Here is a 21,544-nt window from a genome sequence, read left to right as displayed (position 1 = left end):
TTGCGCTACTGAAATTACTCGAGAGTGCGAGATGCTCGCGTTAGCTCATGCGCTTGTACTTGAGACGGTGGGGCTCAATCACATCCGTACCCAGAGTCTCTTTCAGCCAGGTCGAGTATTCTGTGTAGTTACCCTCGTAGAAGTTCACCTGACCCTCGTCGCGGTAATCCAGGATATGGGTGGCGATTCTGTCGAGGAACCAACGGTCATGCGAGATCACCATGGCACAGCCCGGGAATTCAAGCAGGGCTTCTTCCAGGGCGCGCAGGGTTTCGACGTCGAGATCGTTGGTGGGCTCATCGAGAAGCAGCACGTTGCCGCCAGCCTGGAGCAGCTTGGCCAGGTGCACACGGTTACGCTCACCACCGGACAGGGTGCCGATGATCTTCTGCTGATCGCCGCCGCGGAAGTTGAAGCGGCCCACATAGGCGCGGCTCGGGATCTCTGTGTTGTTGATACGCATGATATCTTGACCGCCGGAGATCTCCTCCCATACGGTCGCCTTGTCGTTCATGGCATCGCGGAACTGCTCCACCGAGGCTATCTGAACCGTATCACCGACTTCGATGCTGCCGCTGTCTGGCTGCTCGGCACCGCTGATCATCTTAAACAGGGTCGATTTACCGGCACCGTTCGCACCGATAATGCCCACGATGGCACCCTTGGGTACGCTGAAGCTCAGGTTGTCGATCAGCACGCGGTCGCCATAAGACTTGGTCAGGTTGTTCACCTCGATCACCTTGTCACCCAGGCGTGGTCCTGGCGGAATAAACAGCTCGTTGGTCTCGTTACGTTTCTGGTAGTCGTTGGTATTCAGCTCTTCGAAGCGTGCCATACGGGCCTTGCCCTTAGACTGACGACCCTTAGCGCCCTGGCGAACCCACTCGAGTTCCTTGGCGATGGTCTTCTGGCGGGCGCTCTCGGCGGCCGATTCCTGCTTCAGACGGGCCTCTTTCTGTTCTAGCCAGGAAGAGTAGTTGCCTTCCCATGGGATACCCTCGCCACGGTCGAGTTCTAAGATCCAGCCGGCGGCGTTGTCGAGGAAGTATCTATCGTGGGTAATGGCCACCACGGTACCTGTGTATTCTTGCAGGAAGCGCTCTAACCAGGCCACAGATTCGGCGTCCAAGTGGTTGGTCGGTTCGTCCAGCAGCAACATGTCTGGCTTTTCCAGCAGCAGGCGACAGATGGCCACACGGCGACGCTCACCCCCTGACAGTACCTCAATCTTCTCGTCCCAGTCCGGCAGACGCAGGGCGTTGGCGGCGCGCTCGAGAATGTTGTCCAGGTTGTGGGCATCCTGGGCCTGGATGATGGCTTCCAGCTCACCCTGCTCCTTGGCCAGGGCGTCGAAGTCGGCATCTGGCTCGGCGTACAGGGCGTAAACCTCATCGAGACGGGTCAGGGCGTTCTTGGCCTCGCTTACCGCCTCTTCGATCGCTTCGCGCACTGTCTGCTGGGGATCTAGCTTAGGCTCCTGGGGCAGGTAACCTATCTTAAGATCTTGCATCGGACGCGCTTCACCCTCGATCTCGGTATCGATACCGGCCATGATGCGCAGCAGGGTGGATTTACCCGAACCGTTAAGACCTAAGACACCAATCTTGGCGCCGGGGAAAAAGCTTAGGGAAATATCTTTGAGGATCTGCTTCTTCGGCGGGACTATCTTGCCCACGCGTAGCATGCTGTATACAAACTGAGCCATAAAAAAGTTTACTCACTGACGAAACAATGGGGGCAATTCTACTGTAATCGCCTTAGAACTTAAATCGGATTTTCGGTCCCTTTTCGCTGGCTTCGTCGCCATGTTCTATGATGAGAAGTTTTTGTTTTGTGACATGTTGTAAAAATTGTTAACATCCTGAGCCGCTCAAGGGGACATAGCTAAACGCTAGGCGCCATGAATTGAGTGGATGAACACAGTTTCTGATAAAAAGCATCGAACAAGAGCTTTGACCTCAAGCGTTGAAGAAAGAACACAAGAATAAGAATAACGATAAAGATAAGGGATTGATCTTGAAAGCCACATCACCAGTTATTGCCGCCTACCTGTTAGGTGGTGCCAGCCTGTTATTGCCACTTGCCGCACGTGCCGAGCCAGCACAGGCCAAGCCTGTTCAAAAAGCGCCGGCCCAAGGCCAATTGGTGTATGCCTTAGCCTCTGCGTCTCAAGTGCAGCGGCCAGCGGATAAACCAGCGCAGATTGCGCCGGTAGAGACTATAGACTTGCCGCTTGCGCCCAGCGAGAAGGATTGGTGGGGCGCGACACTGGAGCTCTCTACCGTGCTGGTGCTTGGCGAGCTGCTGTACAAGACAGGCTCACAGGCCATGGAAGATGATTTCGATTATGAGATCGACGGCAATGCGGCGGAGTTTTTCTACGACAGGCTGACCACGGGGGCCTCCTGGAAGTATGACGATAACGATATCGGCATGAACTGGGGGCACGCCTACGCCGGCGCCCTCTATTATCAGGCGTTTCGTAACCACGGTTTCAACTACTACGAGTCGACCCTGGGCACCTTTGCCGCCTCCACCATCTGGGAGGTGTTTGCCGAGTATAAAGAAGTGGTGAGCATCAACGATCAGATAGTCACCACCTGGGGCGGCGCCGTGCTGGGGGAGAGCCTGTTTCAGTTTTCCGAGATGTTGGCTGCCAAAGAGGGCTGGTTGCCAACTGGCCTGAGTTATCTGTTTAACCCCTCGCGCACGTTGCGGGGCTGGTTTGGTTACCCAAGTCCCAACCGGTTCGATTGCAGCCAGACCCAAGACAGCTTCTCCGTCTATACCGGCGTGCGCTACGCCAGTAAAGACAAGGCGGATGTCAGCAGCACCATGGCGATGTTGGGGATGCGGGCGGCCATCGACAGTCGCGAAGGGAAATATAACACCCTCAGCGGCACCCCCAGCCGAGTCGAGATGATGATGGAGACTGCGGTCTCTCAGGAAGGCGTGGAGGAGTGGCAGATGGCCACGCAACTACTTCTGGCAAGCTATGGCCGCAAGCATAAAGGCGGCGGGCTCGCCAGCGATTGGTCCCATAGTTTCTATGTCGGTCCGTCGACCGGTATGGAATACACCAGCCTGGGGCTTGAGCTGGATGAAGACTTCTACGCCGTGGTCAACCTGCTGGGCTTATCGATGGGAGCCAATTGGTCCAATCAAGATATCAGTATCGATCTGCGCGGCGATCTCTTTGGTGACTTTGCCATGGTAAAGCCTTTCGCCACCAAAGATTATCTCTCCCAGGGACGGCATTTCTGGGGCACCAAGTCCGTGCTCTGGGAGGGGGAATATGGCTATGCCTGGGGGCATACCTTTAACCTGTCACTGGAGGCCAGCTATCGCAACTTCTTACTAGGTATGAAGCTTAAGTCCCAGCGCTGGAGCTCGATCAACGACAAAGAGAACGAGCGCGCCCCCCAGTGGAACCCCAATAACAGCGATCTGGACTTCGACGATGCCAGAGACAGATATGAGATCTATCTCAGCTATGGCATCAGCAAGGATCTGACCCTGAGCCTGCACCACGAGCGGATCGACCGCAGCGGTGAAATCCATGGTATAGACAATCCGGGGATCTACAGCCGCCTCGATGACAGTGAGCAGCGCAGCTGGCTGCAACTCGAATACTACTACTACTGAGTACCATGACTGATCACGGTTGCTGATTACCATTACTGATTACGATTGCTAATGCAAAATGACGGCCCAGTGCCGTCATTTTTGTTGGGTAATTAAAACAGTGTTTTCGTTCAAAAGGCTGTAAACCAGCCATTTTGTCCCTTGCAAAAAAGGAGGCTTGGCAAATCAGGCCACCTTAGCCCCACTTTTGTCCTAAGGCGGATTTTGATGAACATTTCTCAGCCTGAATCGCAACTAATTTCATGTCGCAAATGCTGGGATTGTGATCGAATGCACTGTAGAATACCGCGCAACCCTACCTTATAAGACTTTCACAGCTGGAGTGACCAATGCTGAAAAAAGAGATGAACATCGCTGACTTTGATCCGCAACTGTTTCAAGCGATCCAGGAAGAGACTCGTCGTCAAGAAGAGCACATCGAGCTAATCGCCTCGGAGAACTACACCTCTCCTCGCGTGATGGAGGCTCAAGGTTCTCAGCTGACTAACAAGTACGCCGAAGGCTATCCTGGCAAGCGTTACTACGGTGGTTGTGAACATGTCGACATCGTCGAGAACCTGGCCATCGAACGCGCCAAGGAACTTTTCGGTGCGACCTATGCTAACGTTCAGCCTCACTCCGGCTCACAGGCTAACAGCGCAGTCTACATGGCGCTACTGCAACCAGGCGATACCGTTCTGGGTATGAACCTGGCTCACGGCGGTCACCTGACTCACGGCTCTCCAGTAAACTTCTCTGGCAAGCTGTACAACATAGTACCTTACGGCATCGACGAGTCTGGCAAGATCGACTACGACGAGATGGAGCGTCTGGCTGTAGAGCACAAGCCTAAGATGATGATCGGTGGTTTCTCTGCCTATTCTGGTATTGTCGACTGGGCGCGCATGCGTGAAATCGCCGACAAGATTGGTGCTTACCTGTTTGTCGACATGGCGCACGTTGCTGGCCTAATCGCCGCCGGTGTTTATCCTAACCCAGTGCCACACGCACACGTGGTGACTTCTACTACTCACAAGACCCTAGCCGGTCCTCGCGGCGGTATCATCCTGTCTGCGGCGAACGATGAAGACTTGTACAAAAAGCTGAACTCTGCGGTATTCCCAGGTGGTCAGGGTGGTCCTTTGATGCACGTTATCGCCGGTAAGGCGGTGGCCTTCAAGGAAGCACTGTCTCCTGAGTTTAAGGAATATCAACAGCAGGTAGTGGTTAACGCTAAGGCGATGGCTAACACCTTCATTGAGCGCGGTTTCGATGTAGTCTCTGGCGGCACCGAAAACCACCTGTTCCTGCTGGATCTGATCGCTAAAGATATCACAGGTAAAGATGCCGATGCGGCGCTGGGCCGTGCCAACATCACGGTAAACAAGAACTCTGTACCTAACGATCCACGTTCACCATTCGTGACCTCGGGCCTGCGTATCGGTTCGCCAGCCATCACACGTCGTGGCTTCAAAGAAGCCGAAGCGGTTGAGCTGACCAATTGGATCTGTGATGTGTTAGATGACATCAACAACGAAGCCACTATCGAACGCGTGAAGAACCAGGTGCTTGAATTGTGCGCTAAGTTCCCTGTTTACGGTTAACCTTAAGGGGTAAATCGGGTAAACTCCGATGGCCGCTACTGATTTAACATTGGTAGCGGCCATTTTTGTATCTATTTCAAGGGAAAGCTCCCCAAGATACCGATTAGCATTTGCTGGAGGCTCAATGCATTGTCCGTTTTGCAGCGCAACCGACACTAAAGTGATCGATTCTCGTCTGGTGGCCGATGGTCATCAGGTTCGTCGTCGCCGCGAGTGTCTGCTTTGCCACGAGAGATTTACCACCTTCGAAGGCGCCGAACTGGTGATGCCGCGTGTGGTTAAACAAGATGGTAGCCGCCAACCCTTCGACGAAGACAAGCTGCGCGGCGGCATGCTGAGGGCGGTCGAGAAACGCCCTGTGTCGATGGACCAAATAGAGCAGGCGCTCAGCAAGATCAAATCGACCCTAAGAGCCACGGGCGAGCGTGAAGTGACCTCTAAGATGATAGGTAATCTGATGATGGATCACCTGGTGAATCTCGACAAGGTGGCCTATATCCGCTTCGCCTCCGTGTACCGCGCCTTCGAAGATGTTTCCGAGTTCGGCGAGGCGATTGCCAAGTTGCAAAACGATAAGAGCAAATCGGGTAAGTCGTAATCGATGCGTATCTGGGCTTCCCCAATTATTCTCAAGAGATGGCGATGAGCATGGCCTGGTCCAAATTTGATTCCCAGATGATGGCGCGTGCCATCCAGTTGGCCCGCAAGGGCCAGTACACCACCCGTCCCAATCCGAATGTCGGCTGTGTAATAGTCCAAGGGGAAACCCTGGTGGGTGAAGGTTTTCATATCGCCGCCGGTGGCCCTCACGCCGAGGTGCATGCCCTGCGCATGGCCGGCGATAAGGCCAAAGGCGCTACCGCTTATGTGACCCTGGAGCCTTGCAGCCATTATGGGCGAACACCGCCCTGCGCCGAGGCGCTGATCAAGGCTCAAGTGGCCCGCGTGGTGGTGGCGGTAGCCGATCCCAACCCACAAGTTTCTGGCCGTGGCATCAAGATGCTCCAAGATACCGGCATTCAGGTCGAGGTTGGCCTTCACCAGGAAGAGGCCGCCGCCCTCAACCCAGGCTTCATGAAGCGTATGCGTACCGGCCTGCCTTGGGTCGGCATCAAGCTGGCTGCGAGCCTGGATGGCAAGACGGCGCTCGCTAACGGCGTCTCTAAGTGGATCACAGGCCCAGAGGCGCGCCGTGACGTGCAGCGTATGCGCGCCCGTTTCGATGCCGTCGTGACCGGCATAGAGACGGTTCTGGCCGACGACCCTAGCCTGAATGTACGTCATCAGGAGCTAGGTAGCCTGGGCGAGCAGTTAACCGAGGCGGATATTCGTCAGCCACTTCGCGTGATACTAGACTCCCGTGCGCGCCTCGGCGCCAAGGCCAAACTGTTTGAGACACAATCCCCCGTGCTGCTGGTGAGCTGTCAGCCCTATTCCGAGGCCGTGGCGAGCGCCTGGCCCGAACATGTGAGTCAGTTGCAACTGCCGAGCGACAATGGGCAGGTGCCGCTAAAGGCGCTGCTGGAACATCTGGGATCTCAGCTTAACAGCGTGATGGTCGAGGCCGGGGCGACCCTGGCCGGCGCCTTCATGGCGCAAGGGCTGGCGGACGAGCTGGTGCTTTATCAGGCGCCGAAAATCTTAGGCGGCCATGGCCGTAACCTGCTGGCACTGCCGGACTATACTGAGATGGCGCAGCTGCCCGCCCTCAAGCTTTGCGACGAGCGTGCTATCGGGGCCGACAGACGCCTCACCTTTCAATTGAGTCACAATCATTTACCGAGCGATAAAGAGTAGTTAGTCATGTTTACTGGGATCATCGAGGCTGTTGGCAGCCTGAGAAAAATTGAGCGTCGCGGCGATGATATTCGCCTGACGGTGGCTAGCGGCAAGCTGGACTTAAGTGACGTCAAATTCGGTGACAGTATCGCCACCAATGGCGTGTGTCTGACCGTGGTGGAGCAGATGGCCGATGGCTATGTGGCCGATATCTCAGCCGAAACCGTGGCCCTTACCGGCTTTGCCCATTATCAGGTGGGACAGAAGGTCAATCTGGAAAAGGCGGTGACGCCCACGACCCGCCTCGGCGGTCATATGGTGAGCGGTCACGTCGACGGTGTGGCCAGCGTGGATGACAGACAGTATCGCGGCAAGGCGATCGAATTTTGGCTGACGCCGCCCAAGGGGCTGGCGCGCTATATCGCCCACAAAGGCTCTATCACCATAGATGGTGTCAGCCTGACGGTAAACGAGGTGGATGGCGAGCGTTTTCGTCTGACCATAGTGCCTCATACCGCCAGCGAAACTACGCTTATCGATCTTAAGGCGGGCGACAGGGTCAATATCGAGGTGGATCTCATCGCCCGGCACCTGGAGCGCCTACTGAGTTTTCAGGCGGCAGAGGAAAATCCAGCCAAAGGCTCAGAGGTCACCATGGATCTGTTAGCTCGCTCCGGCTTTTTAAGATAGACGCTGGCAATCCCAGCCAATAGCAGATTAAATAACTCTTACTATAAGAATATTTTAAGGTCTAATAAATCAAGGTCTAACAATGGCACTACACAGTATAGAAGCGATTATCGAAGATATCCGTCTGGGTAAGATGGTTATCTTGATGGATGACGAAGACAGAGAGAATGAAGGCGACCTGATCATGGCCGCTAACCTGGTGACGCCCGAGGCAATCAACTTCATGGCCACCTATGGCCGTGGTCTCATCTGTCAGACCATGACCAAGGCGCGCTGCGAGCAGCTCAACCTGCCGCTGATGGTGAGCAACAACAATGCTCAGTTCTCTACCAACTTTACCGTGTCTATCGAGGCGGCCGAAGGGGTGACCACAGGTATCTCTGCCTATGACAGAGCCGTTACCGTGCAGGCCGCCGTGGCCCGTGACGCTAAGCCGTCGGACATCGTACAGCCAGGCCATATCTTCCCACTGATGGCCCAAGAGGGCGGGGTGCTGATCCGCGCCGGTCATACCGAGGCGGGTTGCGACCTGGCCCGTCTGGCTGGCCATGAGCCGTCGGCGGTGATTGTTGAGATCCTCAACGAAGATGGCACCATGGCGCGTCGTCCAGATCTTGAGGTGTTTGCCGAGAAGCATGGCCTTAAGATAGGCACCATCGCCGATCTCATCGAATACCGTAACACCAAGGAAACGACCGTGGTGCGCGAGGCCAAGTGCAAGCTGCCGACCCGTTTCGGCGAGTTCGACATGATCACCTACCGCGACACCATAGATAACCAATTGCATTATGTGCTGGTGAAGGGTGAAGTTCAGCCTAACGCTCTGGTACGCGTGCATCTGCAAAACACCTTCAATGACCTGCTGCACTCAGAGCGCGATGAGAAGCGCAGCTGGCCGCTGGAAAAAGCCATGGCGCGTATCGCCGATGAAGGCGGCGTCTTGGTGGTGCTGGGTCATCAGCAGAGCAACGAAGAGTTGGTGGCCAAGGTCAAGGCCTTCGAGGCGGAAGACAAGGGCGAAGTCGGCGCACCGGCACAGTGGCAAGGCACCTCACGTCAAGTCGGCGTGGGCTCGCAGATCCTGGCCGATGTGGGCGTGACCAGCATGCGTCTGCTCAGCTCGCCTAAACGTTACCATTCGCTGTCGGGTTTCGGTTTAGAAGTGACTGAATACATTGCAGAATAAGCTAGTCTGCTTGTAATTCATCGAATTGAGTTAAATTGCATGGGGATCAACGCGGTGGGCTGTGGTATCATACCGCCTCTTTTTTCCCGTGCCGGGTTTGTTAAGCTAATTTAGGTAAGATAAATGAACGTAGTTCAAGGTAATATCGAGTCGAAAAACGCCAAAGTGGCCATAGTGGTTTCACGTTTTAACAGCTTCGTGGTTGAAAGCCTGCTAGAAGGCGCGGTGGATACATTGAAGCGCTTCGGTCAGGTCGCCGACGACAACATTACCGTTGTCCGCGTACCGGGTGCCGTAGAGCTGCCACTGGCAGCCCGTCGTGTGGCGGCAAGTGGTAAATTTGACGGCATCATAGCGCTGGGCGCCGTGATCCGTGGTGGTACGCCACACTTTGATTTTGTTGCAGGCGAGTGTAACAAGGGGCTGGCTCAAATAGCGCTTGAGTTCGACCTTCCTGTGTCATTCGGTGTATTGACCACAGATACCATTGAACAAGCTATCGAGCGTTCTGGTACTAAGGCGGGTAACAAGGGCGGCGAAGCGGCACTTGGTCTGCTAGAGATGGTCAATGTTCTGCAAGAACTAGAACAGCAGTTGTAAGATTAGGAACCAAGATGAAACCTTCAGAGCGCCGTAAAGCCCGTCGTCTAGCGGTACAAGCTATCTATTCATGGCAGTTAAGCGGCAATAATGTTGCCGACGTGGAGCATGAATTTCTCACCGAGCAGAAGATCGATGGCGTCGACGTTAGCTATTTCCGTGAATTGCTATCAGGCACCACGACCAAGTCGGCTCAGTTGGATGAGTTGATTATGCCTCACCTCGAGCGCCCGTTCGATGAGGTTTCGCCTATCGAGAAGGCGGTGCTGCGCATCGCGACCTACGAGCTGACCTTCCGTAAGGATGTGCCTTACAAGGTAGCCATCAACGAGGCTATCGAGCTGGCCAAGGCCTTCGGCGCTGAAGATGGTCACAAGTTCGTCAACGGCATTCTCGACAAGATAGTCGCTAAAAAGTGATACAATTAACGGCGTCCCAGGATGCCGTTTTTTATATTCAGGTTTAACCTCGACGTCGCCTTCGTTCGCTCGATGTTGTCTTCGCTTAAAAGTGTGCTAGCTGATTAACCCTTACTATGGTTCTTAAGACTGTGAAAGAGTTTAAATTAATCGATCATTTCTTTGCTAACCTTGGCCAGACCCGCCGCGATGTGCACCTGGGGATCGGCGACGACTGCGCCCTGGTCCAGCCCGCCGAGAACAAGGTGATAGCTATCTCCTGCGACACCCTGGTTGAAAATGTACACTTTTACGCCAACATGCCCGCCAAGGCCTTGGGTTACAAGGCGCTGGCGGTTAACCTGTCGGATCTCGCCGCCATGGGCGCAGAGCCTGCCTGGATGACACTTGCACTCACTCTGCCCGAGGTGGACGATACCTGGCTGGAGGAGTTTAGCCTGGGGCTGAATGAGGCAGCGCAGTACTACGGCGTTGCCCTGGTGGGCGGCGATACTACCCGCGGCCCCAAGTCGATCACTATCACCATCAATGGTCAGGTGCCAGAGGGCAAGGCTCATACGAGGGGCGGCGCCAAGAATGGCGACTGGATCTATGTGACCGGCTCCCTCGGCGATTCGGCCGTGGGGTTGGCGATTTTGGGCGATAAGCTCAATATCGACGGGGAGGCGAGGGAGTATTTTATTCAACGCCACTATTTCCCCACGCCAAGAGTACTTGCGGGTCAGTCGCTTAGAGGATTGGCATCGAGCGCCATCGATCTCTCCGATGGTTTTGTCTCGGATATCGGTCATATCCTCAAGCGCTCGGCGGTCGGCGCCGTGGTGGATGTGGATCGTCTGCCCCTGTCGGCCCAGATGCGTGAATCTTTAGCTGAGACCGAGGCGCTGGGTTATGCCCTAACGGGTGGTGAGGACTACGAGCTGCTGTTTACCGTCCCCGAGGCCCAGCGCGGCGCGCTGGAGACGGCCCTGGCCCACGCCGGCGTGAGCTTTACACAGGTTGGCCAGATCGCCACCGGTGATAAGCTGCGCCTCATCAAGGATGGCGAGCCCTACACACCGTCTCAATTTGGTTTCGAGCACTTTTAAACATGCAGTTATGGTCGACCGATCCGGTTCTTAAAAAGCTTTCACTGGCAAACCCTGTTCATTTTCTGGCCCTGGGCTTCGGCTCAGGCCTCGCCGCTAAGGCGCCTGGCACCTTCGGCACCCTGGCGGCAATTCCGCTTTATCTACTCATGGCCGGGTTGCCCCTGGGCTGGTATCTGGGGCTGACGCTCCTTAGCGTGCTTGCCGGTTTCTATATCTGCGACAAGGCCTCTAAGGATATGGGAGTGCACGACCATGGCGCCATCGTCTGGGATGAGGTGGCGGGTCTGCTTATTACCCTTATTGCCGCACCAGCGGGTTGGCTCTGGGTGATGGTTGGCTTCGGATTATTTCGCTTCTTCGATATCCTCAAGCCTTGGCCTATCAAGGTGCTGGACGCCAAGGTCCATGGCGGTATCGGCATCATGATAGATGACGTGCTCGCCGGCGTGTTTGCGTTTTTGTGCCTGCAGGGAATTGTCTATTTGGTAGGATAGCGATTGGCTTGTCCAATTGTCACTAAGTTCAAATTGAGTTCAAGTTAAGTTCAAATTTAGTTCAAATTGAGTCCCGAGTGTCGAAGGCCATAGTGCCCAGACAGTCGGGATTTTTGCTTTTAGCACACCAGCAAAAATTTGATTTGTTGCTGCGCTGACTGCATGCTCAGTTTTAACTTTTAGTTGCTTTCAGGCAAGAGGAGACAGGTTATGGATGATAAGAGCCCTAATCAAAACAGGTCGGACGTTGAGTATAGTGGCAGCTGTCTTTGTGGCGGCGTAGCTTTTAGCTTAGTGGGTCGTTTCGATGCTTTCTATTTGTGTCATTGTAACCGTTGTCAAAAGGGCACCGGTTCGCTGCATGGGGCCAACCTGTTTTCCAATCATTTAGCCCTTGTCTTGCGGCGTGGCGAGGCGTTGCTGCAAACCTTTAAGGTGCCGAACAGTCGTCATAGGCGCTGCTTCTGCAAGGTGTGCGGCTCGCCTATGCCTTATCGGCTGGAGGCGTTAAATCTGGTCGTGGTGCCTGCAGGCTGTCTGGATGTCGAGGTGCCCATTACGCCGACGGCAAAGCTGTTTATGGCAGAGCGGGCGAATTGGGGGGAAGAACTCCAATCTGTGCCCGGTTTCGATCGTCTACCGGAATAACATTTTAAAGCAAAAAATTTTTGGCATTTAATATCCCCTGACGCTGGTCAGGGGATCCGCTGTATGAAGGAAAAATAAACTGTAGGCTCGTTATTCTGGTGAGCTCTCCCTAGGTTTTTCGTCATTGGTCTCTGTCTCCATCCCTGCTGAGATGGCAGGAGCTGTTAAGCGGGTAACAAGCTCGGCGCGCAGAGATTCCACTTGATTTGCTGCGGCCTGGTAACCCTCAAAGGAGCGCGGACTGGAGCAGAGAATAATTTTCCCTATAGGATTATAGACATACGTTATTAAGGCCGATAGTGAGAGATTATCTGGGCATTGCTTGCTGCTTTCTTTGCCAGTTAAGATTTCCGCGTAGAGATTGGCTGTGTCTTGTTGTTGGAAAAGTGGCAAGAGGATGACTTCGGTGATCTTCGCGGTGATGCTAGCATCTTCACCCGTTTCAAAAGATTGTGTAATCTTAATCAGGAAGTGCCACTCACCACGTTTAACCCGCTTTAGTGACAACACTTCTTCTGAGGTGGACTGCAGCCAGAGGCTAGGTATTTGAGTATCCTCATCCTCTGTTTGCTTTTGACTGACGAGCACCTCGCCCAGTTTCATGTTTTGCTTGAGCGCCGAGATTGCGACTATTTTATTGGGAAGCATGTTGACCCGTTTAGCTACCTGCAGCCAGAACAGCATATCTTCATCTATGGCGGTTATGAGGGAGGCTGGATCCGTTCCATTGAAATAAGCATTAACAAGGTACAATTGCCTTGCAGCAGCGAGATGTTTAAAAGACACCATGCTGCGATAGGGATTAAAGTGGGTATCATCTTGCCAATGACCGAGAGAGAGCAGGGTGCGGTAGCGCTCAATAAGCCAGGCATAGTCATCGAGTGTGGCCTTAAGTGTTTCTGGCTCGGCAAATAGGGGAGCACACTCATCGAGATAGCCTTCTTGTTTGAGGCAGTTGGAAATAGCCCATTCGGGAAGCTCGAATTTTTCGTCGACAGTCTTTTTTGGCCTATCTAATACACCAAGTTGTTTGAGCGCTTGATAGCGTTCAAGTCCGACCTCCATGGGGTCATCATCTTTCGGCGCATCGAAACCCATGGCATAAAGATAGGGGTTGTTTTCAAGATGCTGACTCAAGGCGGTCTCTTCGGCATTCACCTGCTCAAGAAAGGCGCTGGCCTGCGCTGATGGCGCGCTATCTTGCAGATTAATTAGCAGCAAGATGAGATAGCCGCCGACGGGAATGAGTAGCAGGGTAAATAAAATCCATTTCAGGGCACGAAAAAAGTGTCGCATTTCAAATCCTTGTGGCTTTTAACTTAGTGTCGACAGCAAAGGCCTCAGTTTATCAGAGTCTCTTAGCTGTGCAACAGCGCTACATTAGATGCGCAATAGACGCGTCTCAGAGGTGCTTATGAAACGAAAAGCGCGGCTAAAATATTGCCGCGCTTTGCTTGTAACCTGCCTGATGCTCGCCAATTTTTTAATCTATCTGGCTTAGCTCTGTAGTAACTCCTTGGCGTTGGCCAGGGTGTTGTTGGTGATGACATCGCCACCAAGCAGGCGCGCCAGCTCTTCGATACGCTGTCCCTTGTCCAGCGGCACCATGGAGGTCTCGGTTTGTCCCGCCTTGCTCTGCTTGTTGACGAACATATGTTGATGACCATTGCCAGCAACCTGAGGCAGGTGAGTCACACACAGCACCTGGGTGGACTCGCCCAGAGCGCGCAGCATCTTGCCCACCACGGCGGCGGTCGGGCCTGAGATCCCAACGTCGACCTCGTCGAAGATGAGGGTCGGGGTGGCGACCTTCTTGGCGGTGATCACCTGGATGCCCAGACCGATACGCGACAGCTCGCCGCCCGAGGCTACCTTGGCGATGGGTTGCAGCGGCTGACCCGGGTTGGTGGTCACCTGAAACTCCACAGTATCGCAGCCGTTGGGTGACATCATCTCGGGGTTGAACTGCACGTCGATGATAAACTTTCCCTTGGGCATGCTGAGCTCATGAATCGAGCGGGTAACCTGCTTGTCCAGCTCCTTGGCGTAACGCTCGCGGCTCTGGCTGAGCTTCTGGGCGTGGGCGATGAAGCTCTCGCGGCAGCTCTCGAGTTGCTGGGCGATCTCATCGAGCTTCTCCTCATCCGAGTCCAGCTCGCTCAGCTCCTGGCTCAGCGTCTGGTGATGCTGATAGAGATCTTTGGCGTTTACGTGGTGCTTACGTGCCAGCATCATGATCTTCGACAGGCGTTGCTCCAGGGCCGCAAAATGATCCGGGTCCAGCTCCAGTTTATCTAGGTAGCGTTGCAGCTCACTGCTACTCTCCTGTACCTGGATCAGGGCATCGTTAAGCATGTTACCCACCCCTTTAAGCTCGGGATCGTAACCTTCGAGCTCTTGGGCCTGATCCAGACTCATGTTGAGCAGCGATTCTATGGCGCCCTCTTCATTATCCTGTAGCAGGTAGAGGGTGCGCTGGCAGGCCTGGATTAGGGCAGTGCCGTTGGCCAGTTTCTTATGCTCGGCCTCTATCTCGTCAAACTCTTCTTCGCCCAGGGCGAATTCGTCCAACTCTTCGACCTGATATTGCAGCAGCTGCTTGCGGGCGATGCGCTCATGTTGCGACTGCTGTAGCTGGCTCAACTCCTTTTGGATCAGCTTGAAGCGCTGGTAGCTGGCGCTACAGGCTTCGAGCAACATCTTGTGGTTGGCATAGCTGTCGAGCAGGGTAAGTTGATGCTCACTCTTTAACATGGCGTGGTGGGCATGTTGGCCGTGAATGCCGATAAGCAGCTGGCCTAGGGCGCGCATCTGGTTGAGGGGCACAGGGTTACCGTTGATGTAGGCGCGTGAGCGACCGTCGCTGCCTATGGTGCGGCGCAGGATACATTCGTCGTCTAGCTCAAGGTCATTGTCTTCTAACCAACGTTTGGCCAGCGGGATATCGTCGAGGGCGAAGCGGGCACTGACTTCGGCCTTGCTGGCGCCCGGTCTGACGGTATTGGCATCGGCGCGATTGCCCAGGCATAAGCCTAAGGCATCGATGGCAATCGACTTCCCCGCGCCGGTTTCGCCTGTGATGCTGGTCATCCCAGACTTAAAGTCGAGTTCTAAAAAGCGGACAATGGCAAAGTTATTGATGCTGAGCTGACAAAGCATGATGACATCCTTTTACAAAGTACTGTATTCATGTACAGTATATACTGAATTTTTATACAGTAAATACCTGTGTGCTTTTTACCCATGAAAATAAGTTTTAGGCTCTGCAGTCCGACAAAACAAGCCTGTTCGTTAGAACAAGCCTATTTGTTAAAACAAGCTTGCGCTGCCCGAATCCAGCCAATGGTGCAGCAGCGGAATGGTGGCAAAGCTGATCACTATTCCCAGGCTGATGGTCTGGGCGCTACTGGTGGCACCTACGTTGAATCTGTGGGCCAGCAGGTAGACGCTGGCGGCGGTGGGCAGGGCGGCCAGAATCACCCCCATCTGTAGCAGTTGTCCGCTTACCCCTAAGGCGCCCAGTAGCAGATAGGCCAGCAGGGGCTGTAGCAGCAGCTTACTCAGGTTAAGCATGGCCAGCTCGGCAAGGCGTGACTGAATGCCGGCGGCGTTTCTGCCCCCCTGATTGGCCTTGCACAGCACCATGCCGATGGCGAACAGGGCGCAGGGGCTGGAGGTCATGCCAAATTGCCGGATGATCTCGGCGATGGGGCGATAAAGCTCAATATGGGCGGCGGATATCGCTACCCCGGCCAGGCTTCCCAGTATGATGGGGTTTTGAATGAGGGCGAAAAATACTGTCTTGAGTGCGCTATCTGTCTGTCCCTGAAACAGCGCCAGCTGGGCCAGCACTATGGCAAATATGGTTACCGATAAAAGGCTAGCCAAGGCGGCTGCGGCCAACGCCAGTTGATCGCCGGGAAACAGCATCATCATCAGCGGAATGCCGATGAAGGAGGTGTTACCAAAGGTGGTGTTGAGGGCGCGAATGGCCGCGAGGGGCTTATCCTTGGGCTGTAACCAGAGTGACAGCAGGCCGGTTAGCAGATAGATGAGTGTCATGGCCAGGCTGTAGCCGCCAATAAATCCCCAGTTGGCGATCTCTTCGATCGGGGTCTCGGCCAGCACTATCATCATGATCGCCGGAAAGGCGATGTAATAGACATACTGATTGAGGACGTTGTCGCTGCCCTCGGGCAGTAGCCGCGCCTTTTGCACGATAAAACCGGTGACCATGATGCCAAACACGACAAAGAGTGGCGAGAGAGTGGTTAACATAGGGAGGCGACTTCCTTGGCTTGGATCCGAGCGGTGATAAACCGAATACGCCGTTAGGGTATCACTTTGCCCGCCGCGTCCCTATAACGCTAAAGTCTAATGCTTGGGGCTGGAGCGCCGATGGAGTGGCTTAGGTGGCGGCAATATCCCCAGCTCCTGGTAGAAATGGATCTGGCGCCTGAGCTCAAACAGGGAGCCGATGCGTCGCTGCTCCCCTAGGGTGAGGCACCAGGTATTTGTTAACCCATCTGGGTTGGTGAGCACAAATCCCTGGTAGATAAGTTTGCGCATGGGTTAGGCGCCTACTGAGATCCCTATGTTAGATACGCCTGCCTGCACTAACTCCTTGCGCAGCGCCTTGACGAAGTCGGCGGTGATCTTAGGGTTCTCTTCGATAATCTCCAGCAAAGATGCCTGAAGTGCCTTCTCTTCCTGCATCACCTCGTGATTGAAGATATGATCATCCAGTGCTTCTTCATCCATCTCCTCCTCGAGTGTGGCCTCGATATAGTTAGCCACAGTAGCAGAAGAGAGCTTGCTGATGTTGGTGATGTCGTCTTCCACCTTGCTCTGAATGGCGCTAAGCAGTGAGGTGAGGGCGACGGCGGCGTCCATGGCAGGATAGACGCCGTAGACGTCGAAATCGCTCGGCTCGGGCGTGTTGAGATCCAGTCGCTCGAGGTAGAGATCGATATTTAGTTTCAGCTTCTGATCGTACATGGATTGCCATAGCAGGTTGAGCACGGTATCGAGCACCTGTGGGTCACCAAATTCGCAGACCTCGCTGAACAGCTGGTAGTTAGGGTACATGCGTTGGCAAAGGGCGATGGCGAACAGCTTCTTCTGTTCTGGTTCGAGGGCCTTGAGGCGCTTGAAAAACCCGGGTTTATTACTCATCGATCACATCCATAGATAACTGGGCTATTACTTGATTTGCGGCCGATTCTACCTTAGAAAGCTCGTCAAGTAACTCAAGTATTTCAGGCTCGACCAGATCGACGCTGGCATTTTGCTTGAGTGACTGTTCAATCTCTCGACAGAGTCGCTGAGTGGTCGGCACGCCGCAGTAGCAGCTGGCGCCGTGGAGCTTGTGCACATGGCTGACCATGGCTTGGCTGTCCTGACGCTCGAGGGCGCCCGAGATGTGCTCACGGGTCTCGGGCAGGGAGTCGACCAGCATCTGCAGCATCTCCAGCGCCAGACTGGTTTTCTGGTTGGCCTGGGTCAGACAGAGATCCCAATTGAGGGTGTGCTGGTCGAAATGGGTAAACTGCGGCCGGGTCTTCCAGCGGCTGATCACGCTCTTCAGCGCCGCCTCATCGATTGGCTTAGGCAGGTAACCATCCATGCCGCTCTGATCGATGCGCTCGCGTTCCTCCGCGATGGCGTGGGCGGTCACGGCGACAATCGGCGTATTGCGATTAAGTGATTGCTCACGTATCTGCTTGGTGGCGCTAAAGCCGTCGGTGCCCGGCATCTGAATATCCATGAAGATGAGATCGAAGCTCTTGGCCTTGGCGATCTCCACCGCCTCTTGGCCGTTGTCTGTGACCGTCACCTGAGTAACCAGTTCCTTGAGCAGGGTCTTAATCAGCTTGAGGTTAGCGGGGTTATCATCCACCGCCAGCACGCTCATGGGTTCGCGCTCCTGGGTTTCTTTGACCGCTTCCTGGAAAGGCATGGCCTCATATTGGGCGCGGTGGGGATTGATCAGGGTGACGGCCAGGGCGCGCTCGCCCACCGGCGCCTGCATCACCTTGTCTACATTGGGCTGGATCAGGCTCATCTTGGCGGCGCTGTCTGTGCTGCTACACAGGTAAAGGGTGTAGTCGCTGATCTTGGCTATCTTATTGAGTACGTTCAGCAGGTTAGGGCTGCTGGCCAAATCGTTGCAGCTGATGATGGCATAGTCGAAATGGCGGCCCTCTTCGCCCGCCACCCGGGCCAGATCTTCGGCTGTGGTGATGCTGACACTCTGCATGCCCCAGTGGCTAAGCAGGTTTTCATGGACCTTGCGTGACAGCTCCCGCGGCTCGAACAGGAGCACCGTCTTGTCGATGAGGTTGTCGGTTTCAAGCGGCTGACTGATGGGGTAGGGACTCAGCTTGAGGGGCAGGGTGAACCAGAAGGTTGAGCCCTTACCCGGCGCCGAGATACAGCCAATTTGACCGCCCATGCGGTTGATCAGGCGCTTGGTGATGATAAGCCCGAGGCCTGTGCCGCCGAAGCGACGCGAGATAGAGGAGTCTGCCTGGCCGAAGGCCTGGAATAGCTGTGCCTGGTGGGGCTTGTCTATGCCTATGCCTGTGTCGGTGATCTCGCAGCGAACATTGACCTTCTCGGCCTCTTCGCTGGTCAGGCGCATCTTGAGGTGCACGCTGCCGCTGTCGGTAAACTTGATGGCGTTGCCCACCAGGTTTGTGATCACCTGGCTGACCCGCAGGGCATCGCCTGAGACGTTGTCGTTGATGCTCGGCTCGATATCTACCACCAGCTCGAGATCTTTCTCCTTGGCGCTGTTGGCCAGCAGAGAGATGGTGTCGTCGATCACCTCACGCAGGGCAAAGGGCATGTTCTCCAGCTCCATCTTGCCCGCCTCCAGCTTAGAGAAGTCGAGGATGTCGTTGATGATCCCCAAGAGGTTGGTGGCGCTCTTCTCGATAGTCTTGATGTAGTCCTGCTGACTGGCGTGTAGCGGCGTCTTCAATAGCTGTTTGGCGAAGCCGATCACCCCGTTGAGCGGCGTGCGCAGCTCGTGGGACATGTTGGCCAAGAACTCTGACTTGATGCGGCTGGCCTCCAGGGCGCGCTTCTTGGCGAGATCCAGCTCGACGTTTTGGATTTCGATCTGCTCCAGGGTCTCGCGCAGATCTGAGGTCGCCTGATCGATATTCTGCTGCATCTCCTCATGGTATTCCGACAAGGAGCCCGCCATGGCGTTGATACCTCGCTTGAGCAGGTCAAGCTCACCGATAAGGTTGCCATCGACCCTAGTGTCCAGCTTGCCTTCGCGGATCTTGGCTACCACGCGCACCATCTCTGTGATGGGATGGGTGACGTTTTTCACCAGGCGGAAGGTAAACAGCAGGTTCAGCTGCACGCCGATCAGGACTATGATGAAGGCGGCTACCGCGGCCCTGTGCTGCTCCAGCAGGGCGTTCTCCTTGTTGAGCAGCACGGCGATATAGCCGAGCTTGGCGGAGTTGACCTGCTGGGCCATGGAGTTGCTGTCGTAGGGGCTGACCACAAGTTCGCGTTGACTGGAGAAGATGGGGCTGCGCATGATGATGCTGTCGCCAAACTGCTCCACCTCTGTGGTCTGCAGCGAGTCGATAGGCTCGTTGTAGCGCATAAACTCGTGGCTCTTATAGTGATGAGAGGTCACTATCACCCGGTTGTTGGTGTCGAAGATGGCGATAAACTGCACCAGGTTGGACTTATTGAGCTGCACCGAGGTGATCAGGCGTTTGGTGGTCTCGAAGTTTTTGGTTTCCAATCCGATCTCGGCGGAGATGGCCAGCGGCTCGATAATGTTGCCGCCTCGTTCGATTAAGCTTTCTTCCAGCTCATAGAAACGATTTATGGTAAAATAGCTGCCAAGTAAAATACCAACCAAAATAGTGGGCGCTAAGGCCAGCACGAGAACCCAGGCTCTCAGGCTGTATTTAGTCATATTGTCTGCACTATTCATTGAGTTGGTATTATTTATCTACGATGGATATAGGTTACATTAGACTGCCAGACTTTGTGCAGTCTTTACTAGTATTTTTATTGTTTTAGAGGCCTAAATGGCACAATTTTATAAAGCTAAACCCCGCAAGACACAACAAACCCAGGCTAAGCAAAGTTTCCATGTTAGCCAGCTGGATCATCTGGGGGCGGGGATAGCAGAACATCAGGGAAAAATCGTCTTTATTCCCGGCGCGCTGCCGGATGAAACCGTGACCGCGCAGATAGTCGAGCAGAAGAAGCGTCATGCCAAGGCCAAGCTGATTAAGGTCGAGAGCGCCAGCGCCGCGCGAATAGAACCAAGCTGCCCATACTATGGTCGCTGCGGCGGCTGTGACCTGCAGCATCTTGAGCTTTCTGCCCAGCGCGATGTCAAGCAGGCGGCGCTGGAGAACCTGATCAACAAGATGGGCCGTACCCAGCCGCAGACCATGAGCGAGCCGCTAAGTGGCGAAGGCTGGCATTATCGTCGCCGCGCCCGACTGGCGACTCAGTACCTGCGTGATACAAAGCAGCTCAACCTGGGTTTTCGCGCCCTGGCCAGCAGCGAGGTGGTTAATATTGACGCCTGCCCTGTGCTGGCAAAATCATTGTCTGAGCTTATCGCGCCGTTGAATCAATGCCTCAATCGCCTCAGTGCCAAGCGCAGCCTGGGCCATGTGGAGCTGTTGTCTGTGGATTCTGGCCCATGCGTGGTGCTACGTATCACTAGCCCCCTGAACGATAAAGATAAGGCTCTGCTAGCTACATTTGGCGAGCAGCATAAGGTGAGGCTTGTCTTACTCGATGATGATGGCAAGCTTGAGACCCTCTGGGGTGACGAGAGCCTGCCCTTCTATACCCTGGAGGATGGCAATCAGCTTGGCTTCTCGCCGGGCAACTTCATTCAGGTTAACGGTGAGATCAACCAGCAGATGGTGACCCAGGCGATCGACTGGCTGCAGATTCAGCCGGGCGAGCGGGTGCTGGATCTCTTCTGCGGGGTGGGTAACTTTACCCTGCCACTGGCCAAGGCGGGCGCCCAGGTGGTTGGCGTCGAAGGAGTCGAGGCCATGGTGGCGCAGGCGAAAGTCAATGCAACCATGAGCGGTGTCGAGGGGGCCGAGTTCTACCACGGAGACCTCAGCGCGGACTTATCCGCTGCCCCTTGGCTTGGCCGCATCGACAAGTTACTGCTGGATCCTGCCAGAGCTGGCGCCTATGAGAGTCTACAATGGTTAAAGAAGATGAAGCCCAAGGCGATCGTCTATATCTCCTGTAATCCTGTGAGTCTGGCCAGAGATTGTGAGCCGCTGCTGGCACAGGGTTATCAGCTTAGTCGCCTGGGACTCATCGATATGTTCCCTCAGACCCATCACATCGAGGCCATGGCCTTGTTTGAGTTGGAGAAATAAGTCGATTA

The 21,544-nt window shown here is 54.8% G+C and carries 19 protein-coding genes; 12 read left to right on the top strand and 7 right to left on the bottom strand.

What is annotated here, in order from left to right:
* Window positions 1–40: 40 nt before the first annotated feature.
* Window positions 41–1,705, bottom strand: a complete 1,665-nt coding sequence (gene ettA, locus K0H81_RS14140; RefSeq protein WP_011864985.1) for an energy-dependent translational throttle protein EttA — start codon at window positions 1,703–1,705, stop codon at window positions 41–43.
* 311 nt (window positions 1,706–2,016) lie between these two features.
* Between ettA and K0H81_RS14135 the strand changes: the two genes are divergently transcribed.
* From K0H81_RS14135 to K0H81_RS14085, 11 genes are all read left to right on the top strand, one after another.
* The gene (locus tag K0H81_RS14135) at window positions 2,017–3,645 is read left to right on the top strand and encodes a DUF3943 domain-containing protein (RefSeq protein WP_220058734.1); all 1,629 of its coding nucleotides are present in this window, start codon (window positions 2,017–2,019) and stop codon (window positions 3,643–3,645) included.
* A gap of 329 nt (window positions 3,646–3,974) precedes the next feature.
* Window positions 3,975–5,228, top strand: coding sequence for a serine hydroxymethyltransferase (glyA, locus tag K0H81_RS14130; protein WP_011864987.1), 1,254 nt, complete (start codon window positions 3,975–3,977; stop codon window positions 5,226–5,228).
* 124 nt (window positions 5,229–5,352) lie between these two features.
* A complete protein-coding gene (gene nrdR / locus K0H81_RS14125; protein WP_220058733.1) occupies window positions 5,353–5,826 on the top strand; it encodes a transcriptional regulator NrdR in 474 nt (157 codons plus the stop codon).
* A gap of 38 nt (window positions 5,827–5,864) precedes the next feature.
* Complete coding sequence (gene ribD / locus K0H81_RS14120) at window positions 5,865–7,025, top strand: bifunctional diaminohydroxyphosphoribosylaminopyrimidine deaminase/5-amino-6-(5-phosphoribosylamino)uracil reductase RibD (protein ID WP_220058732.1); 1,161 nt, start codon at window positions 5,865–5,867, stop codon at window positions 7,023–7,025.
* Between the two features lie 6 nt (window positions 7,026–7,031).
* A complete protein-coding gene (locus K0H81_RS14115) occupies window positions 7,032–7,697 on the top strand; it encodes a riboflavin synthase (protein WP_220058731.1) in 666 nt (221 codons plus the stop codon).
* 82 nt (window positions 7,698–7,779) lie between these two features.
* Window positions 7,780–8,883 carry a bifunctional 3,4-dihydroxy-2-butanone-4-phosphate synthase/GTP cyclohydrolase II gene (ribBA, locus tag K0H81_RS14110; protein ID WP_144203305.1) on the top strand — a complete coding sequence of 368 codons (1,104 nt, stop codon included), beginning with the start codon at window positions 7,780–7,782 and terminating at the stop codon, window positions 8,881–8,883.
* Between the two features lie 123 nt (window positions 8,884–9,006).
* Window positions 9,007–9,483: a 6,7-dimethyl-8-ribityllumazine synthase gene (ribH, locus tag K0H81_RS14105; protein ID WP_011864992.1), complete on the top strand. Its 477-nt coding sequence runs from the start codon at window positions 9,007–9,009 to the stop codon at window positions 9,481–9,483.
* 14 nt (window positions 9,484–9,497) lie between these two features.
* Entirely contained in the window at window positions 9,498–9,902 is a 405-nt protein-coding gene (gene nusB / locus K0H81_RS14100) for a transcription antitermination factor NusB (RefSeq protein ID WP_011864993.1), read from the top strand.
* A gap of 131 nt (window positions 9,903–10,033) precedes the next feature.
* Window positions 10,034–10,990, top strand: coding sequence for a thiamine-phosphate kinase (thiL, locus tag K0H81_RS14095; protein WP_220058730.1), 957 nt, complete (start codon window positions 10,034–10,036; stop codon window positions 10,988–10,990).
* A 2-nt stretch (window positions 10,991–10,992) separates the two neighbouring features.
* Window positions 10,993–11,487 carry a phosphatidylglycerophosphatase A family protein gene (locus K0H81_RS14090; protein ID WP_220058729.1) on the top strand — a complete coding sequence of 165 codons (495 nt, stop codon included), beginning with the start codon at window positions 10,993–10,995 and terminating at the stop codon, window positions 11,485–11,487.
* A gap of 210 nt (window positions 11,488–11,697) precedes the next feature.
* Window positions 11,698–12,135, top strand: coding sequence for a GFA family protein (locus tag K0H81_RS14085; RefSeq protein ID WP_220058728.1), 438 nt, complete (start codon window positions 11,698–11,700; stop codon window positions 12,133–12,135).
* A 90-nt stretch (window positions 12,136–12,225) separates the two neighbouring features.
* Here K0H81_RS14085 and K0H81_RS14080 read toward each other — a convergent pair whose 3' ends face one another.
* From K0H81_RS14080 to barA, 6 genes are all read right to left on the bottom strand, one after another.
* On the bottom strand, window positions 12,226–13,431 hold the full coding sequence (locus tag K0H81_RS14080; RefSeq protein WP_220058727.1) for a hypothetical protein: 1,206 nt from the start codon (window positions 13,429–13,431) through the stop codon (window positions 12,226–12,228).
* Window positions 13,432–13,632: 201 nt separating this feature from the next.
* Window positions 13,633–15,294, bottom strand: coding sequence for a DNA repair protein RecN (gene recN / locus K0H81_RS14075; protein ID WP_220058726.1), 1,662 nt, complete (start codon window positions 15,292–15,294; stop codon window positions 13,633–13,635).
* Between the two features lie 150 nt (window positions 15,295–15,444).
* A complete protein-coding gene (locus tag K0H81_RS14070; RefSeq protein WP_220058725.1) occupies window positions 15,445–16,413 on the bottom strand; it encodes an AEC family transporter in 969 nt (322 codons plus the stop codon).
* A 96-nt stretch (window positions 16,414–16,509) separates the two neighbouring features.
* A complete protein-coding gene (locus K0H81_RS14065) occupies window positions 16,510–16,704 on the bottom strand; it encodes a hypothetical protein (protein WP_220058724.1) in 195 nt (64 codons plus the stop codon).
* 3 nt (window positions 16,705–16,707) lie between these two features.
* Window positions 16,708–17,310 carry a YjaG family protein gene (locus K0H81_RS14060; RefSeq protein ID WP_011865001.1) on the bottom strand — a complete coding sequence of 201 codons (603 nt, stop codon included), beginning with the start codon at window positions 17,308–17,310 and terminating at the stop codon, window positions 16,708–16,710.
* Window positions 17,303–20,086 (bottom strand): two-component sensor histidine kinase BarA, encoded by a 2,784-nt coding sequence (barA, locus tag K0H81_RS14055; protein ID WP_434086866.1) that lies wholly within the window; start codon window positions 20,084–20,086, stop codon window positions 17,303–17,305. Before barA ends, K0H81_RS14060 begins: the two co-directional genes overlap by 8 nt.
* Window positions 20,087–20,201: 115 nt before the next feature.
* On the opposite strand from barA, the gene rlmD reads away from it, so the two are divergent.
* Window positions 20,202–21,536: a 23S rRNA (uracil(1939)-C(5))-methyltransferase RlmD gene (rlmD, locus tag K0H81_RS14050; protein ID WP_220058722.1), complete on the top strand. Its 1,335-nt coding sequence runs from the start codon at window positions 20,202–20,204 to the stop codon at window positions 21,534–21,536.
* Window positions 21,537–21,544: the final 8 nt, after the last annotated feature.

The organism is Shewanella halotolerans, from assembly GCF_019457535.1.
GTDB lineage: Bacteria > Pseudomonadota > Gammaproteobacteria > Enterobacterales > Shewanellaceae > Shewanella > Shewanella halotolerans.
Note: the sequence above shows the minus strand (reverse complement) of the source record. Positions and strands in the feature narration are given on the sequence as shown.

Coding starts and splice junctions, on each gene's coding strand:
- nusB (WP_011864993.1), top strand. CDS start 9,498: ATGAAACCTTCAGAGCGCCGTAAAGCCCGTCGTCTAGCGGTACAAGCT.
- recN (WP_220058726.1), bottom strand. CDS start 15,294: ATGCTTTGTCAGCTCAGCATCAATAACTTTGCCATTGTCCGCTTTTTA.
- ettA (WP_011864985.1), bottom strand. CDS start 1,705: ATGGCTCAGTTTGTATACAGCATGCTACGCGTGGGCAAGATAGTCCCG.
- nrdR (WP_220058733.1), top strand. CDS start 5,353: ATGCATTGTCCGTTTTGCAGCGCAACCGACACTAAAGTGATCGATTCT.
- K0H81_RS14065 (WP_220058724.1), bottom strand. CDS start 16,704: ATGCGCAAACTTATCTACCAGGGATTTGTGCTCACCAACCCAGATGGG.
- K0H81_RS14090 (WP_220058729.1), top strand. CDS start 10,993: ATGCAGTTATGGTCGACCGATCCGGTTCTTAAAAAGCTTTCACTGGCA.
- ribBA (WP_144203305.1), top strand. CDS start 7,780: ATGGCACTACACAGTATAGAAGCGATTATCGAAGATATCCGTCTGGGT.
- barA (WP_434086866.1), bottom strand. CDS start 20,086: ATGACTAAATACAGCCTGAGAGCCTGGGTTCTCGTGCTGGCCTTAGCG.
- K0H81_RS14060 (WP_011865001.1), bottom strand. CDS start 17,310: ATGAGTAATAAACCCGGGTTTTTCAAGCGCCTCAAGGCCCTCGAACCA.
- K0H81_RS14115 (WP_220058731.1), top strand. CDS start 7,032: ATGTTTACTGGGATCATCGAGGCTGTTGGCAGCCTGAGAAAAATTGAG.
- K0H81_RS14070 (WP_220058725.1), bottom strand. CDS start 16,413: ATGTTAACCACTCTCTCGCCACTCTTTGTCGTGTTTGGCATCATGGTC.
- rlmD (WP_220058722.1), top strand. CDS start 20,202: ATGGCACAATTTTATAAAGCTAAACCCCGCAAGACACAACAAACCCAG.
- K0H81_RS14085 (WP_220058728.1), top strand. CDS start 11,698: ATGGATGATAAGAGCCCTAATCAAAACAGGTCGGACGTTGAGTATAGT.
- ribD (WP_220058732.1), top strand. CDS start 5,865: ATGGCGATGAGCATGGCCTGGTCCAAATTTGATTCCCAGATGATGGCG.
- glyA (WP_011864987.1), top strand. CDS start 3,975: ATGCTGAAAAAAGAGATGAACATCGCTGACTTTGATCCGCAACTGTTT.
- ribH (WP_011864992.1), top strand. CDS start 9,007: ATGAACGTAGTTCAAGGTAATATCGAGTCGAAAAACGCCAAAGTGGCC.
- K0H81_RS14080 (WP_220058727.1), bottom strand. CDS start 13,431: ATGCGACACTTTTTTCGTGCCCTGAAATGGATTTTATTTACCCTGCTA.